The organism is Imperialibacter sp. (assembly GCF_048007035.1).
In the GTDB taxonomy this organism is placed as follows: domain Bacteria; phylum Bacteroidota; class Bacteroidia; order Cytophagales; family Cyclobacteriaceae; genus Imperialibacter.
Genome location: NZ_CP180355.1, coordinates 4,259,284 through 4,275,432, shown reverse-complemented (window position 1 = coordinate 4,275,432; position 16,149 = coordinate 4,259,284). Strand labels below are relative to the sequence as shown.

The 16,149-nt window shown below is 46.3% G+C and carries 15 protein-coding genes; 5 read left to right on the top strand and 10 right to left on the bottom strand.

The annotated features are described in order from the left end of the window. Positions 1–164: 164 nt before the first annotated feature. The 5 genes from ACMVP2_RS18445 to ACMVP2_RS18425 all read left to right on the top strand — a co-directional run bounded on the left by ACMVP2_RS18445 (position 165) and on the right by ACMVP2_RS18425 (position 3,274). Positions 165–617, top strand: coding sequence for a cold-shock protein (locus ACMVP2_RS18445; protein ID WP_152000448.1), 453 nt, complete (start codon positions 165–167; stop codon positions 615–617). Between the two features lie 195 nt (positions 618–812). Further along, positions 813–1,613, top strand: coding sequence for an RNA polymerase sigma factor (locus ACMVP2_RS18440; RefSeq protein ID WP_416864557.1), 801 nt, complete (start codon positions 813–815; stop codon positions 1,611–1,613). A gap of 53 nt (positions 1,614–1,666) precedes the next feature. Next, a complete protein-coding gene (locus tag ACMVP2_RS18435; protein WP_416864556.1) occupies positions 1,667–2,197 on the top strand; it encodes an SRPBCC family protein in 531 nt (176 codons plus the stop codon). A 6-nt stretch (positions 2,198–2,203) separates the two neighbouring features. Beyond that, positions 2,204–2,611, top strand: coding sequence for a DUF6855 family protein (locus tag ACMVP2_RS18430; RefSeq protein ID WP_416864555.1), 408 nt, complete (start codon positions 2,204–2,206; stop codon positions 2,609–2,611). A 93-nt stretch (positions 2,612–2,704) separates the two neighbouring features. Then, positions 2,705–3,274 (top strand): YdeI/OmpD-associated family protein, encoded by a 570-nt coding sequence (locus ACMVP2_RS18425; protein WP_416864554.1) that lies wholly within the window; start codon positions 2,705–2,707, stop codon positions 3,272–3,274. Positions 3,275–3,292: 18 nt separating this feature from the next. Here ACMVP2_RS18425 and ACMVP2_RS18420 read toward each other — a convergent pair whose 3' ends face one another. From ACMVP2_RS18420 to argG, 10 genes are all read right to left on the bottom strand, one after another. Beyond that, entirely contained in the window at positions 3,293–3,994 is a 702-nt protein-coding gene (locus ACMVP2_RS18420; protein ID WP_416864553.1) for a head GIN domain-containing protein, read from the bottom strand. Between the two features lie 86 nt (positions 3,995–4,080). After that, positions 4,081–5,418 (bottom strand): argininosuccinate lyase, encoded by a 1,338-nt coding sequence (gene argH, locus ACMVP2_RS18415; protein WP_416864552.1) that lies wholly within the window; start codon positions 5,416–5,418, stop codon positions 4,081–4,083. A gap of 21 nt (positions 5,419–5,439) precedes the next feature. After that, positions 5,440–6,519, bottom strand: coding sequence for a M20 family metallo-hydrolase (locus ACMVP2_RS18410; RefSeq protein WP_416864551.1), 1,080 nt, complete (start codon positions 6,517–6,519; stop codon positions 5,440–5,442). A 5-nt stretch (positions 6,520–6,524) separates the two neighbouring features. Further along, positions 6,525–7,307: an acetylglutamate kinase gene (gene argB, locus ACMVP2_RS18405; RefSeq protein WP_416864550.1), complete on the bottom strand. Its 783-nt coding sequence runs from the start codon at positions 7,305–7,307 to the stop codon at positions 6,525–6,527. A gap of 147 nt (positions 7,308–7,454) precedes the next feature. Further along, entirely contained in the window at positions 7,455–7,817 is a 363-nt protein-coding gene (locus ACMVP2_RS18400; protein ID WP_416864549.1) for a hypothetical protein, read from the bottom strand. 44 nt (positions 7,818–7,861) lie between these two features. Next, positions 7,862–9,325 carry a SusD/RagB family nutrient-binding outer membrane lipoprotein gene (locus tag ACMVP2_RS18395; protein ID WP_416864548.1) on the bottom strand — a complete coding sequence of 488 codons (1,464 nt, stop codon included), beginning with the start codon at positions 9,323–9,325 and terminating at the stop codon, positions 7,862–7,864. An 11-nt stretch (positions 9,326–9,336) separates the two neighbouring features. Continuing rightward, a complete protein-coding gene (locus ACMVP2_RS18390; protein ID WP_416864547.1) occupies positions 9,337–12,489 on the bottom strand; it encodes a SusC/RagA family TonB-linked outer membrane protein in 3,153 nt (1,050 codons plus the stop codon). A gap of 449 nt (positions 12,490–12,938) precedes the next feature. Beyond that, a complete protein-coding gene (locus ACMVP2_RS18385) occupies positions 12,939–13,889 on the bottom strand; it encodes an N-acetylornithine carbamoyltransferase (RefSeq protein WP_152000438.1) in 951 nt (316 codons plus the stop codon). Positions 13,890–13,960: 71 nt separating this feature from the next. After that, entirely contained in the window at positions 13,961–14,947 is a 987-nt protein-coding gene (argC, locus tag ACMVP2_RS18380; protein ID WP_416864546.1) for an N-acetyl-gamma-glutamyl-phosphate reductase, read from the bottom strand. Continuing rightward, on the bottom strand, positions 14,934–16,127 hold the full coding sequence (gene argG / locus ACMVP2_RS18375; protein ID WP_416864545.1) for an argininosuccinate synthase: 1,194 nt from the start codon (positions 16,125–16,127) through the stop codon (positions 14,934–14,936). Before argG ends, argC begins: the two co-directional genes overlap by 14 nt. Positions 16,128–16,149 lie beyond the last annotated feature (22 nt).

The window sequence follows — 16,149 nt, the reverse complement described above, 5'->3', positions numbered from 1 at the left end:
CATTTCTTTTATCACTACCTTTGCAAAAGCCACACATCTGTGGTTGCTGGATTGCTTTCCCGGGCTCTTCTTCTTTCGCTGCGATCTACATTCGAGTTGCAAAACGCCGAAAATCGCCGCTCGGGTTGTTTCAGGTAATTTCAACTAAAACCAAAATACTTATAATGGGTAAATCGCAAGAAACGTTTAACAAGAAAGAGAAAGAAAAGAAAAAGTTAAAGAAGAGGAAGGAAAAAGAAGAAAAGAAAGAAGAAAGAAAAGCCAACTCATCTAAAGGCCAGAGCCTGGAAGATATGCTAATGTATATCGACGAAGATGGCAATTTTACTTCCACCCCACCCGACCCAAAGAAAAAGAAAGTCACTAAAGCCGGCGATATAGAAATTGGAGTTCCCAAACATTCCAACGAGCCTATAGACCCCACCAGAACAGGCATCGTCACATTCTTCAATGAATCGAAAGGATACGGATTTATCAAAGACCTGGAATCTCAACAAAGTGTTTTTGTCCATGCCAAAGGCTTAATGGAGCCGATTAAAGAAGACAATAAAGTCACTTTTGAAACTGAAATGACTCCAAAAGGAGCGAATGCCATCAACGTTAAGTTGGTGAAATAATCGATAAACCTCTAGCGGTAGCCCATCATCCTCCCCAAAAAGGAGGATGATCCTCTACCATCATTGCGCCCGTCCTCATGGGCAGCATCCAAAGCTCCCCGCCCCGACAAGAAAAGTCCTTTGCTTTCTGTGCCATAAGTTATTGAGGAATCTGAGTTGTTTATAGTTTTATAAAACATCCTCGAGCCATACACCATGTACACGGAGCCGCAGTTAACCAGTGAGTTTGAAAAAGAAAGACCAAAGCTGAAATCGTTTCTTTTGAGAATGACTGCCAGTGTAGAGGACACGGAAGACCTGGTGCAGGAAACCTATATCAAAGCGCATCAGAAGCTGTCCTCTTTCGAAGGGAAATCCAGTATTAAAACGTGGCTTTTCGCTATTGCCAGCAACCTGGCCAAAGACCTGCTGAGGTCTAAAAAACTATGGCCTGAGACAGTAACTGACATTTGCCGGGAGGCTGCGCTGGGAAACAGAGATTTTCTGCAAAACATGATGCAGGTGAGAATGACCTCGCAGCAAGGCAACTTCGAAATCAAAGAGCACATTGCCTTTTGCTTTACATGTATAGGCAAGTCACTCCCTATAGAGCAACAACTTGCCCTACTGCTGAAGGAAGTATACCACTTTAAAGTACAGGAAGTTGCAGAGATCCTCTCATTATCGGAGGCCATGGCCAAATACTACCTGCATGCGGCCCGCAGTAAAATGATTTCGATTTTTGACAAAAAGTGCGCACTCATTAACAAAGAGGGAGCTTGCCACCAGTGCACAGAGTTGAACGGCATTTTTAACCCGAAGCAAAAGGCGCAGGAAGAGGTGATGAAGCTTGACATGGCCCGATTGGCTCAAAGCAAAGACAAAGAAGAGCTTTTCGACATGAGAACGAAAATTCTGCAAAGTCTTGATCCATTTAACTCTGGCGCCTCTGAGTTACAACTCCTTCATTTACAGCATAATAAAAAAGTTATGGATAATTATTTGAAAGAAACCTGACAAGCGGCCTATCGTTTTGAGTTGCTCATTCGTCCAAATGTAAACAAACACGAATGACGCATCTTACCAAAAAAATTCTATTTATGATGGCTACATCGGTACTTCAATCGCATGCACAAAACGGAACTGCAATAGCAACTTCCCGCACCTTTAAACGGACAACTTGTGTGAGTATCAATATCCTGGCTTCTAAAGAAATTATTTGGGCTTTGCTCACCAATGCCGACGACTTCCCCCGATGGAATTCCACCATTGTTTCGATGCACGGCGAAATCAAAGAAGGTGGGAAGGTAGAATTGAAGTCGACGCTTGACCCAAAACGTACTTTTAAACTAAAGGTGAAAGGCTTTGAACCTGAAAGCAAAATGACATGGACCGATGGAATGGCTCCATTCTTCAAAGGCAAACGCACTTATCTCCTGTCCTCTGCCGACGACGGAAGTGTCAACTTCACCATGGAGGAAACCATGAGCGGGCTGATGTTTCCTCTGGCAGCGAAAAGCATTCCGGATTTCCGGGAATCGTTCGAACAATATGCAGCAGATCTAAAAAAAGAAGCGGAAATTATTTCAACCTTAAAATAACCCATTATGACTACTGAGAAAGGAACCAAAGAAAGCCCCTGGAAGTTGAAGACGCCACCATTGACGTCGGACTACGAAATGTACAAGGACGTGAAGGACGGCAAGGAAATTCTCGTGTGCACGGTCGGGAAAACGGTATTGCACTATGATTTCAGGTGCATCAAAGACCTCCATGAAATGCTCAAGAAGCACGGCGGCTGGATGGACTTAGGCTCGGCCGACGAGCAAAAGCCCGCCAAAGACGGCACAGTTGAAGCCTGGGGCAGGTCTTCTGAAAACCCTATCGGCGGATGGTATGGGTTAAAAAAAGGACTAAGAGGCCGATTTGGCATGTACCTTCCTCCTTTGATGGAAGCTCTTGGATTGGCTGAAGTTGAGCACAACCCGAGAAACAACAGAATGAGGGCTGTATAAGAACAACGATCTACGGGATGCCGGGTGCATTCTCCCATGACTTTATTTGATTGATCAGTATCGCTAAATTGCATCACAAAATAAAGTATGTAAATGTCACCCACCTTTTTCCCAACCCCATCGGATTTTCGAAAATGGCTCGAAAAAAACCACCAACAGGAAACTGAACTTCTGGTGGGTTTTTACAAGAAAGCAGCAGGCAAGCCGAGCATTACCTGGCCGGAGTCGGTTGATCAGGCGCTTTGCTTTGGCTGGATAGATGGCATAAGGAGGTCGATAGACGAAGAGAGCTACTCTATTCGTTTCACACCCCGCAGGCCAAAAAGTATCTGGAGTCCGGTGAATATCAAGAAGGTTGGTGAGCTCACAAAACTGGGACTCATGCTTCCCGCAGGCCTTGAAATATTTAGGATGAGGGAAGATAAAATGTCAGATCTTTATTCCTTTAGGGAAAAGAAGGTTACCCTTGGTAAAGACTATGAACGCATATTCAGAGCTAATAAAACAGCGTGGCGCAATTTCAGCAAAATGATCCCTTCTTATAAAAAACCTGCTATTTGGTGGGTGATTAGTGCCAAACAGGAAGTCACACGACTGAAAAGACTGACGACGTTGATTGAGGATTCAGCCGCCAACATAAAGATCAAGCAACTAAGAAGATAAGGTAAAAGGTAAAAAGTCTCAATTCCTTCTCTTCACATCCCCGCCGCCCTTCTGCACCACATACACTTTGTCAGGTGTCCCTCTGTAAGAAATGTCAGCACCGCCGTGAACTTCTGCTGATAATTCTTCTACGAAAGATATGTGAATATCGGCTCCGCCTCCGGCTTGGAGCTCCGCCCTTTTCACCTTCAAATCATGAGCGTTGATGTCGCTGCCACCAGATGCATCAGCCTTGAAGAAATCGGTTTCTCCACTGAGAATAATGTCGGCTCCACCTGAAGCGTTGGCAACAAGCTTCTTTGTTGCTACTGCCATTCGAATGTCACTTCCTCCAGTGGCTATGAGTTCTATGGCATCCAATCTAAAAACGCCTTCTCCATACACATCAGAACCTCCTCTGCTCTTTATTCCGGCTATCGTTGGAATAGTTATATACACCCGACCCTTGCGGTTTCGCCCATCTTTCAGCCCTTTGTCTGAATAGTAGATATACAAAACATCCTCAACCACTTCTGTCATAAGATATTTCATCTCTTGCAAGGTGCCCTCAACAAGTGTAGTGGTAGAGTCATTCTGCTTGATATAGACATCAATGCCTCCCTTGGCATAAATGGCACTAAACGGTCTCAAATCCCGGTGCTCACTTACCATGGCATTTTGAGCCCAGACAGCGGAAACCAGAGAAAGAGAAAGAAGAAGAAATAAACCTATCGATTTCATTGTACTTGCTTTCTATTAAAGTACCATGAACTATTGAAAGGTTTCCGCTAAGCTCATAATGCGTCGGCGAACATATGTGCCAGAGACTACTGCCCATTCTTAAGAAACTCCAATGCCGAATTCACTTTACCAAAGTTGAAGGCAGCTACCCGCTCCTCCATCATGGCCTTTATTCTTTCGTTCCCTAAACTGCCGACTGAACCCAGGTGAGTGTGCTTAATGTTCCGGTTGGGCTTGTAAGTGCCGGCGCCTATTTCTTTGGCCACCTCACGATAGGCCTCCCGAAACGGCACGCCAGCTTGCACCAATTCATTTACCTTTTCCACAGTGAACAGGTAATCGTACTCCGGCTTGGCTACCAGATCCGTTTTGACCTTCACATTCGACACCATCAGGTGCGTCATCGCCAGGCAGTCTTTCACTTTTTGAATAGACGGCATCAGGTACTCTTTCAGCACCTGAAAGTCACGGTGGTAACCAGAGGGCAGGTTGCCCGTTACCTGCTGAACCACGGTTGGAGTGGCAGATACTTCGTTGCATTTGGCTCTGATCAACTCCCACACGTCAGGATTCTTCTTGTGTGGCATAATGCTGGAGCCCGTTGTTAGCTCATCAGGGTATGACAGAAAGCCATAGTTTTGGCTCATGTACAGGCAGTTGTCATAGGCCAATTTAGCGAGCGACTGCGCCACACCAGCCAATGCGTAAAGTGTAGAGCGTTCCAGCTTACCACGGGTCATTTGTGCATAAACTACGTTCACATTAGGCACATCGAAACCCAACAGATCGGTCGTTAGGTCTCTATCCAAAGGAAAGGAAGAGCCATAGCCCGCACCAGAACCGAGCGGGTTTTTGTTAGCCTGCTTGTAGGCTCCCAAAAGCAACTCAAGATCGTCGGTAAGAGACTCAGCATAAGCCCCGAGCCACAAACCGACTGAAGATGGCATCGCTACCTGAAAATGGGTATAGCCTGGTAGGAGCACATCTTTGTAAGCCTCGCTAGTTTCACTAAGAAGCTTAACTAGCTGCTCAATAAGCCGGACAATCTCCTCAATTTCAGCTCTCACATACATTTTCAAGTCCACCAACACCTGGTCGTTTCTGGAGCGACCAGTGTGGATCTTCTTTCCAAGATCGCCGAGCATTTCGGTGAGCCGAAATTCGACTTCAGAATGGATGTCTTCAGTGTCTGGCGCAATGGAGAAAGTGCCCGCTTCCACTTCAGCCAACAATTTCAGCAGCCCTTTGTGCAGCTCTTTTGACTCGCCTTTCGTAAGAATGCCAATAGATTGCAACATCCTGCTGTGGGCCATGTTGCCATAAATATCGAAAGCTGCCAGCTGCATGTCTAGCACCTGATCGTTGCCGACAGTGAACTGATGCACTGCCTGATTGGTGGTTATATTCTTATCCCAAAGTTTCATTTCGTACGATAAAACACCTGGTCAAGCAGGCGTTGGTTTGGTTAACACTTCTTCCAGAAGACGAATGTATATTTTTATCCCCTCTTCTATTTCTGAAAGGTAGATAAACTCGTCGGCAGTATGGGAACGCTCCGACAGTCCAGGCCCCATTTTTACGGTACTAAATGGCATGAGCGCCTGATCTGACGTGGTATCAGAGCCAAATAAATGGATGTTTTGGTTTTTAGCGGCCAAAACAAGTGGGTGCTCAACGGGAATAGTCGATGGGTTCATCCTCATTGATCTGGGAACCACTTCCGAACTAACGCCCTTCTTTATAAAGTCGACTATTTCAGGTAAAGTATAGCAATCGTTGACCCTCACGTCCACCACAAACTTGCAGGAATCGGGGATCACGTTATGCTGCGACCCGGCATTGATTACGGTCACCGACATCTTCACGGGCCCCAGCCATTGCGAAGTCTTGGATAGCTTCTGAGCTCTGATCCAGTCAATATCTTTTATCGCCTTGTAAATAGCATTTTCTCCAATGTCTCTGGCCGCATGACCGGCCACACCTTTGGCTTCACAGTCTAACACCATCAGTCCCTTTTCGGCCACTGCCATGTTCATACCTGTGGGCTCGCCCACTACACCTACTTCCACATTTTCCAGCACCGGCAAGGCGATCTCTATCCCTTCCTTGCCCGAAACCTCCTCCTCTGCCGACGCTACCAGATAAATATTGTAAGCCAGATCGGTTTTGTAATAAAAATGCAAAAAAGTGGCCATAAGCGAGACCAAGGGGCCACCAGCATCGTTGCTACCCAGTCCGAAAAGTTTTCCTTCTTCCACATGAGCTAAAAATGGATCCCTGGTATAACCCTTGTTGGGTTTGACGGTATCATGGTGGGAGTTGAGCAAGATCGCAGGTTTGCCAGGCTCAAAATGCTTGTTCTTTACAATGATATTATTCTGTACCCTTTGTACAGGCACGCCGTGCTCCTCAAAAAAATTCTGAATAGCATCACCAGTCCGGTCTTCCTCTCTGCTAAAAGACTGAATAGCAATGAGGTCTTTCAATAGCTGGACTGAACCTTCGGTCAACTCTTTTACTGTCATTTATTCTATTTTTCTAGCTGGAGCGTGGTGCCTGCTTTTTCATTTGAAATATTAGCGAAGCCCACAATTCGTATCTTCCTTATTCCTTCATTCAGGGCCTCGAAAGCGCTTTCGAGCTTGGGTATCATGCCTGAATGTATTTGTCCGGAGGCTTTCATTTCAGCAAAGCCCGCTTCGTCTATCTTTTCAACCACAGAATTGTCATCATCCACATCGGTGAGCACTCCGGCCTTATCAAAGGCAAAGATGAGGGTAACGTCATATTGTTGTGCCAAAGCCACTGACACCACCGTTGCCATGGTATCGGCGTTGGTGTTAAGCAATGTCCCCTTCCCGTCGTGAGTGAGTGGCGCAATCACCGGCACCGTACCTTGCTCGATAAGGTCATTCAGGGTATCGGCATTTACTTCGACAGGATCGCCCACATAGCCCCAGTCAACTCCATTATCAGAAGGACGCTTTACGCTCACAATCAGGTTGCCATCGGCACCCGTCAATCCAATGGCGTTCACATTGCGGCTTTGGAGGTTTGCGACTAACTGTTTGTTCACCAGGCCACCATACACCATAGTCACCACTTCGAGCGTGTCTTTATCAGTTACACGCCTGCCATTCACCATGTTTGGCTGAAGGCCAAGCTTGAGAAGGTACTGGTCGGCCAGCCTTCCTCCACCATGTACTAATAGTTTATTGCCCTCCAGTGCTGCAAATGCTTTAAGAAACTGACTGGAAGATTCCTCATTTTCCAGCACCCCGCCACCAACTTTCACTACCGTTAAATTCTTCATTACTCTTTAAGCCTCTACAAAATCATCTTTCGAATGCAGCTTCAAAAATATACTTCTATATGCAGTAAAAGGAATAAAACAGAAAAAAACCCATGAGCTTTCACTCATGGGTTCCCGGATGCTAAAGTTTACAAGTTCCCTTTTTCGCTATTTGAAGATTCTAAAGGCGATTCCTTTATATTCTCCAGCATATTCATTTGGCTTAGTATCTGTAAAGTCAATTGAAATGGCTCCGTCAGTTCCCGTTTCAAAGTTCCCCAAAGCTACTCCGGCGGCGAAAACTTCGATAGACAACCCGGCAACCGGAATTGTGTCAATCCCAACTGACTGATTCAAAATACCGGACTTGTCAAGCTCATAAAAATACGCCATCACGTTGTCCGTTCCGTCCTCGGTCACCAACAGCACTGGCGACGCTACCCTTGGCAAAATAAGTTCATCCTCCTTTTCACAGGCTGAGAAAACAAGTGCCACTACAAAGATTTGAGCAACTATATATATCTTTTTCATCTTTTCTACGCTTGATTTAGTTATCATCATTTTTTCACGTCAGATTATTCCACCCACCAGAGAGTTGTCTTCATGTCGTCGGGGCCACCATTGAGTGCAGCACCGGCTTCAACATTTGCCCCATTTAGTGAATACTCAGTGGAGGGATACACTAACCTTGTAGGAAGCACACCGTCGTTCTGAAACAAAGCCCTTGGATCGGCCGCTGGAAGCACTGGAAAACCTGTACGTCTCAACTCAGTCCATGCCTCTATACCCTGACCAAATAGTGCCACCCACTTTTGAGTGATAATATTTTCCTTTGAAACAGGGCCTAAAGACGCAACAAATCCCGTCGGCATGGTTGTATCATATTGGTCAAATGAAGCTTGAACCGCCTGGTCAAAATACATCTGAGGGTCTCCCGTGATGTCCCCCTCCAAAGCGGCTTCTGCTTTCAAAAACAGCAGTTCGGTATAGCTCATCAGGATAACCGATGACGTTTCCTGAGCAAAATTATCTGGATTAATGATGGCACTATAGCCCAGGTAATTTGAGCCAACAGAACCCGGCAGCCCATTGGGTGTCCCCAAAATCTCACCCTCAGCAAACTCTCCCGGCGTGGCAAAAACCGACAGCCTTGTGTCTCCCATTTCGCTCATTTTGTCAACAAGTGTGCTGCTCATATTCCAGTCGGTTCTGCCCTGAAGGATGAGGATATCATGCCACGGATTGTTCGTCGGACGTGATCCATAAGTCAAGGCTGCCATTTCATCGTTACTCTCCATCATCGGATAAGTAGCCGGATCATCAAGCATTGCTTGCATTATTGCCCCCGAACCGGCCACAATATGCGCTTGCCTGTTTAACAGTCGAAAGCGAAGCGAATTGAAAAACTTCTTCCACATCACTACATTTCCATTGAAAAGAATGTCGCCGGAAACGCTTGGCCCTGAAGCGTCAAGAAGGCTATTGGCTTCCTCAAGGTCGGCAATAATGCCGGCGTACACGGTTTCCTGCGAGTCATAGGCCGGAGAGAAAATCGCCTCTGCATCTGTACCTCTTGTTGCCTCGGAATAGGGAATGGCGCCCCATACATCCGTCAACATAGAAAATATCCATGCCTTCATACCAATCCCAATCCCCATGTAATTGGGATTGTACTTATCGCCATCGGGCCCTGCTATTTCAACAATCTTCTGAAAATTGATAAGCCCGTCTGTATAGAAAACCTCCCAGTTGGATATGTTTACCGAGGGCTGCACATTGTAATTGTCTCCCTCATTTTCATAAATATTGCGGGAAATATACCCCACCCACGACATCGCATGATCAAAGTTGAGCCTTTGGTTTCTGGTCTTATTTCCCCAGTAGTTATCGATGGTAGTTTGCAATGCCTGCGGCAACAAAAACTGCGCACCAACGCTTACAGGCCGGTTGGGATTTGTGTTTAGCTCTTCAAAATCTCCAGTGCATGAAGCCAGTATCAGCACCACAACACTCAGTGTAATTGATATATATTTCTTCATTGTATGGCTATTTAGAATTTAACATTTACGCTGAAACCCATGCTTCTTGTGCTGGGCAGCTGACCGTAGCTATAGCCCAGGCTTGCACTGCTAATTTCGGGATCAGCATGAACCGTGTTTTTGAAAAGAACAGCAAGATTGCGGCCTACCACCGACACTGAAACTGACTGAAGGAAGTTATTGCTCAGACATTTTGCAGGCAGGGTATAGGACAAAGATGCCTCTCTAAGCTTCACATAAGTGCCATCAAAAACTGCAGCCTCATGATACTGGCGACCGCTGTAGTACCCGTAGAAGTTACGGGCAGGAACCACCACGTCGTTGGTGACATACTGTGGACTCTCCTCAGTCCCCATGTTTTTGACACCAGCACCAATCACACCTTCCTCACGACCAACGCCGGTTTCTTCCAGCACACCAGTCACCCTTTGCAAGCTTACTCCCATGTCGTAAAGTGCCCCACCTTTCTTCATGTCGAAAAGCACGCTGAGGGCAACACCTTTATAGCTGAATGTATTAGACACTCCAGCCAGCCAATCAGGCGTAATATTGCCTATCACATGCTGTCCGGCGAGGTTATAAGGGTAGCCATTTTTGTAAAGCAACTGCCCGTCATCAGTCCTGGCAAACTTGTTGCCATAAAGGTTGCCATAAGGCTCCCCGACACGTGCCTCCAGTGAAGCGCCTCTGTCAGACCATAAAGTGAGAGAGGTAAGCCCCTCAGCCAAAGCCACTACTTCGTTTCTGTTTTTTGAAAAGTTAACCCCTATATCCCATCTCAGGCTGTTGGCAATTTGCACCAGTGTTCCGTTGAGTTGAATCTCCACTCCTTTGTTTTGAATCTCTCCTGCATTCAAAACTCTGCGGGTGTATCCGGAAGCTCTTGAGATATCTACACCAAGAATCTGATCCCGGGTGGTTTGATTATAATAGGTCAGATCCAGACCAATCCTGCCGGAAAGAAAGCGTAAGTCGGCACCCAGCTCAATTCCCGTGGTAATTTCTGGCTTGAGGCTAGAGTTGGCAATCTCCTTGCTTTCGGCAAATTTCGGGATAGCTCCATCCCACAGGCCTGTAGGACTAAATACCTGCTGTAGTAAATAGGGATCAGCATCGTTACCCACCTGCGCCCAGCTGGCTCTTAACTTTCCAAATGAAAGCACCGGGCTCTTTATTCCCAACATCTCAGTAACAACCCCACTCAATGACACAGAAGGGTAAAAGAAGGAATTGTTAGAAGCTGGCAAGGTGCTTGACCAATCATTTCTCCCTGTTACATCAAGAAACAGGTAGTTGTTGTATCCCACCTGAAACGATCCGAATAAACTATTTACCTGGGATTCTTCTACAGCACTGGCGTCGATATTGGGAGAGGCATTATTTCCAAGGTTGTACACCTTGTCAATGGTGAGCTGCTGAACCTCTGAATAGTTGCGCTTATAATAATTAACCCTTGAAACGCCTCCGGCTTGTGCCGTCAGCTTCAGGTCGGGGGTCAAATCTTTGTTCAGTGTGAAAATGAAGTCAGAGTTAGTTTCCTGCCTTCTTAACACCTCTTCGCTGTAAGAGCCTCTACCAAAAGAGTTTCTCGTTCTTTCGTAGGCTATGATATTCAATCTTGTATCAGTCCAAATATCCGTGCCCGACCGCACCATCAGACTGAGCCACTCGTTGAACTCATAGTTCAATGCGATATTGCCAAGAAACCTATCCTTTTCATTGGGCCGCACAAGCACCTCTTCGATGAAGTAAGGATTGGTGAAATAGGTGTGCTGCCAGTTAGGCGGCTCGGTATTGCCCGCTCTCTGGATATGTACATCTTCATAGTCCTTATAATTGCGAAGCTTATCATAGTCAACATCCCGGTGGTGCCAGATGAAAGTAGAGTTACTTAGAAAGTTTCTGTTGTCGGATCCTGATTTAATGTACTCTCCAATAGTGGTGATAGAAAGCTTGTCAGTGAACTTATAGGTTGAATTCAACCTGAAGTTATTTCTCCAAAAATTATTATTGTGGACAATACCATCCTGATCGGTTCTGCCAATGGCCAGACGAAAGTTTCCGTTATCGTTACCTCCCGAGATGGCCACCGTGCTAACCGTCGTCCTTCCTGTTTCCCACCACTGTTCCCAGTTGTCTGGCTGCGGCACAAGTGGCGCTGTCTCCGTGCCGGTCCACCACTGCCGAACAAGTCTGCCGTCCATAGGTGCACCCCAGCTTTCATCTGTACCACGGGTGCCCTTGAAGCCATCCACAGTACCACTCCAGCCGTCCGCATACCATGAATTATATCCGTAGCCACCTCCATAGGTGTTCTGGAATTTTGGCTTTACCAAAGGGTTTTCGAAAGTGGTGCTGAAGTTGGCATCAACCCCGATACCTTTATTGTTCTTCCCGCTCTTGGTCGTAACAAGAATAACACCATTAGCAGCTCTTGACCCATAAAGCGCCGCTGCATTTGGCCCTTTCAATAAGCTGATCTCGGCAATGTTGTTCGGGTCAATTTCCGAAAGACCACCTCCAAATCTTTGGTTATTTGTTCTTTCTGTCGATGTACTATTCGACGTTTGTTGAATGGGCACGCCATCGATGACAACTAACGGTTGGTTGTTGCCGCTTACCGAGGAGAAGCCACGAATGATAAACTCCGGACTGCCTCCAGGCACGCTATTCCCCGATACTTGCAAGCCAGCCACCCTTCCCGAAAGGTTATTCACAATATTTTGGTTGGGTACTTTGCTAACAATATCCCCTCCAACACTTTGTATGGAATAGCCCAGCGCTGCTTTGTTACGCTCCATACCAAAGGCAGTTACAACTACCTCCGTAAGCTGTTTTACATCTGAGCTCATCGCTAAGTCGATAACCGATTGTGAGCCGATAGCCACTTCCTGGGTTTCAAGGCCGATAAAAGAAAAAACCAGGGTTTCAGCGTTCGCTGGCACTCCAAGCGAGTAATTTCCGTCACCGTCGGAAATGGTGCCAGTTGTGGCTCCTTTGACCACAATATTTACTCCTGGAATACCGCTCTTGTCTTCTTCTGAAGTCACTTTGCCTCTGATAATGCGTTCCTGAGCACTTGCAGGAAAAACAGAGATGCACTTAATGAATAACATTAGCAGAAAACTTCTTGCCAACATCAACGTCGTAGAATTGTTTTTCATAGATTACAGTTTTCGTTACAGATAGATCAATAGAATTCAAGCACGAACCGCAAATGCGGCGTGAGGTCGAGGGGTGCTGCTAAAATGTCTGCGTATTAAAGCTCGGGTGTTGAGCCTGATCCAGGAGCTACTGAAAAGCGTGCACTGCTTGAGCTCACTAAATCACCAATCTGATAAGAGGATTATACTGTACTATATACTACCTAACTACTTTTTCGATCGTGGGTGTTGATCTTCAATAGAGCATTGTTGTATATCAAAAATATCGCCGGATCGGTATAAAATGAAATTTTCAACCTACTAAATGCAAAAATGCCAAATATAAATCCAACGAGTCTAGACTTTTGCAAATTGGCTAGACCTAAAACATCTGATATTGATAAATTATCACCTAAAAGGTGAAAAAATTGCCATTTTCATTAAAATAAAAATGATTCATTGAACAAAAATCAATGCTTTAACTCTTTCAATAATTCCTTTAAAACTCGTTGCGTAGCAAATTCCCGGTTGGCTGCCTGTTTCACCACGATACTATGTGGCCCATCCAACACATCATCGGCCACCTCCACATTCCGTCGAACCGGCAGACAATGCATAAACCTGGCTTGATTTGTCCACGCCATCTTCTCAGCATCGATGATCCATTCCGGAGCGTCCATAAATTTGCCGTAGTCGTTATATGATGACCAATTCTTAGCATAAATAAAATCTGCCCCTTCAAACGCCTTCTTTTGGTCATGCTCTATTACCGCACCTTTGGTATATTTCGTTCCAAGCTCAAGCCCTTTTGGGTGGGTAATCACAAACTCCACATCTGCTTTATTCATCCATTGAGAAAACGAATTGGAAACACAATGGGGGAGTGGTTTGATGTGTGGTGCCCACGAAAGCACGACCTTTGGCCTCGGCTTTGGTTGGTGCTCCAGTATCGTTATCAAGTCAGCCAGTGATTGCAGCGGATGCAGCGTAGCCGACTCCATATTAACTACCGGCTTCCCCGACTTAGTGGCGAAGGCGGTTAAAATTTTTTCCTCAGAATCAATATCTCTGTTCTCCAGCCCCGGAAAGCACCGAACGGCAAGTATATCACAATAGTTAGCCATTACCGGCACAGCTTCCTTGATATGCTCAGCAGCCTTTCCATTCATTACGGCTCCATCCTGGGTTTCAAGCGTCCACAAGTCGCCCCCCACGTTGAGCACCATGGTTTGAATGCCAAGATTAAAGGCGGCCTTTTGCACACTCATTCTTGTCCTTAAACTCGAGTTAAAAAAAACCATTCCCAGCATTTTTCCTCTTCCAAGGTGCATGTCTGCCAATGGATTCTTCTTCAATTCAATAGCTTCTCTCGCAAAAGCCATCGGGTCACTTACGTCATCTAAGGATAAGAAATTGTTCATTGCTTAGGTAGGTTTACTATGAGTCACGAAAGTTTGCAAACTTTTGGGAAGTTGCAAGGCTTTTTATTTTGCTAGAAAGCCACTCCCTTCAACTGGAGGCCCGTCCTCTCCTCCCAACCCATAGCAAGATTCATGTTTTGAACCGCCTGACCCGACGCACCTTTCAAGAGGTTATCGATAATAGAAATAACCACCGCTTTGTTGCCCACCTTCTTTGGATATACCACACACTTGTTGGTGTTTACTACCATCTTCAAATCGGGATTCACCGAGGAGACATGTGTGAAGGGCGTTTTCTTGTAAAAATCAGTGTACTGCTTTACAAGTTTTGCCTCGTCACCAGCATAGTCGAAATAAGCCGTGGTAATGATCCCTCTGGTGTAGTTGCCACGGTAAGGAATAAAATTGATGGGTGGAACCTCCGCCAGCGAGGCAAAAGAAAGTGTTTCAGCCACCTCAGCCAGGTGCTGGTGCTCCATCACTTTGTAGGCAGACATGTTACCTTCTCTCCATGTGAAATGGCTGGTCGGGCTAAGCGACTGGCCTGCTCCTGTAGACCCTGTGATGCCGGAAATATGTACTTCGCTTTTCAGCAGACCAGCCGAAGCAGCAGGCAGCAGAGCCAATTCCATTGCTGTAGCAAAACAACCCGGATTGGCAATCAGTCTCGCTTTCTTCACTTTATCGGCATTGAGCTCGGGAAGTCCATATACAAAACCCAAAGGGTTGGACGATAACCGAAAGTCATGACTGAGGTCGATCACCTTGGTTGACTCGGGGATGGACTGCTCTTTTAGAAAACCGACCGAGGCGCCATGGCCCTTACACAAGAAAATGACATCAGGCCAGCTGTCAAACTTCTCAGCGAACACCAGGTCGGTCTCTCCAAACAAATCGGTATGGATACTGGAAATAGGTGACCCAGCCTGGCTTTCACTCACCAAATGGCTGAGCGATACTTTGGGATGATTAAGGAGTATCCGAACAAGTTCCCCGGCAGTGTAGCCAGCCGCACCCCATATACCTGCTGTTGTTTTCGATTCTTTACTCTCCGGCATGCTCCCCTACTTTTTGAATGATCATTTGTTGCACGCCAAATATCTTGGCGAAGCCCTTCGCATCGTCCGCCGACCAAAGGCTGTTCATTTCTCCATATTTACCAAACAGGTTATTCATTAAGTCAAACTTCGACTCGATACCATGCACCTGAAAACGATAGGGAGCCAGCACGACGAAAACTTTACCCGTTACCCTTGCCTGCGAGCTTTCGAGAAAGGCCTCCAGATTGCGGCAAGCCGGATCCAGCCAAAGGCCTTCATGCATCAGTTGTCCGTACCACAGCGACTGCTGTTCTTTGATCTGAAGCTGAAATTTACTCAGCACATGCTTCTCAAGTCCCTGATGGGCTTTGATGAGAATGGCCGGTGCCGGTGCTTCAAAACCAACCCTACCTTTTATGCCTAGTATTGTATCGCCCACGTGGATATCTCTTCCTATGCCATAGCTGCCTCCCAGCGCATTGAGCGCTTTAATAACTTCCACGGGCTTCATTTTCTTTCCATCTAATCCAACTGGCTGCCCTTTCTCAAATTCGATGACAATGGACTTTGACACCGACTCAGTAACCTTGCTCGGGAAAGCTTCCTCGGGTAAAAAGCCGTTAGAGCCAAGTGTTTCCTTTCCTCCTACTGACGTACCCCAAAGCCCCTGGTTTACTGAGTAAAGAGCCTTATCGAAGTTCATATCTACCTTGTGCTCTTTCAGGAATTGGATTTCCTCCTCCCGGCTAAGTTTTTTCTCCCTTATCGGTGCTATGATCTCCTTGCCCGGGCAAAGCGCCTGAAAAACAAGGTCGAAGCGAACCTGGTCGTTGCCAGCGCCGGTAGAACCATGGGCAATCGCATCCACATTCAGCTGATTAGCCAGCCTGGCAATGGCCCTGGCCTGAAAAACCCGTTCAGCACTCACAGATAGCGGGTAAGCCTGGTTTTTCAGCACGTTGCCATACAGCAAAAACCTGATGCCTTCCTGATAATACTCTTCTACAATATTGAGCACCTGATGGCTGGCCGCTCCAAGTTTGTTGGCCTTTGTTGCCAACACATCCAGCTCCTCTTTGGTAAAACCTCCCGTGTCGGCCAAGGCCGTATGCACCTCGTAACCCAACGACTGCAAATAGATCAAACAATAGGAGGTATCAAGCCCTCCACTATAGGCCAATAAGACTTTCTTCTTCATTAGTAATATTTTGAACGATGCT